This window comes from Pseudarthrobacter sp. 10T415, assembly GCF_056394175.1.
The window spans coordinates 1-629 of sequence record NZ_JBFTHJ010000058.1 but is presented as its reverse complement, the minus strand read 5'-3'; the positions used below and the strand labels follow the sequence as shown (position 1 = coordinate 629).

Sequence of the window (629 nt, the reverse complement as noted above, 5' to 3'; positions counted from 1 at the left end):
GGGATCACAGTCCGGTTATCGACTCCCCCAGGCTTATCGCAGATTCCTACGTCCTTCTTCGGCTCCTAATGCCAAGGCATCCACCGTGTGCTCTTAAAAACTTGACCACAAAGATCAAAAACTAATTTCGAGAGAACCACGAAAACTGTCCCGCACACCCAAAGGCGCACGAACCAGATCCAGGTTCATTTATCTTGGAAATTGCTTCTTATACAAGATGCTCGCGTCCACTATGTAGTTCTCAAACAACAACCCCACACCACACACCCCACACACACAGTGCATGATCGGTGCAGCAGGGAAACCAGAAACAAACAAACCCACACCACCAACCCCCACAAAGGAGGATCACCAGCATGGCCCTGTTGCCTCAGGACCCAACAGTGTGCCAAACACTAAACCACCCATCCCCACACCCACCGTTCCAGAACCACCACCAAGTGGGGTTCGTACTAGACAAGGCACAGAAACAAGCAGCCGCTATTCGTTGATATTCCACCCTTGAGCACCCGCCACGAAACATTCGTCCGTGCAACGGGCATTACTCCTGACAACCCCCACCACCAACAAGCGTCGGCATGAGCGGTTATAGGTGCTCCTTAGAAAGGAGGTGATCCAGCCGCACCTTC

General features: G+C 52.3%; 1 rRNA gene. It reads right to left on the bottom strand.

Annotated elements, in window-relative coordinates:
- Window positions 1–107: ribosomal RNA gene (locus AC1DBN_RS21425) — 23S ribosomal RNA — on the bottom strand; the annotation flags it as partial.
- Window positions 108–629 lie beyond the last annotated feature (522 nt).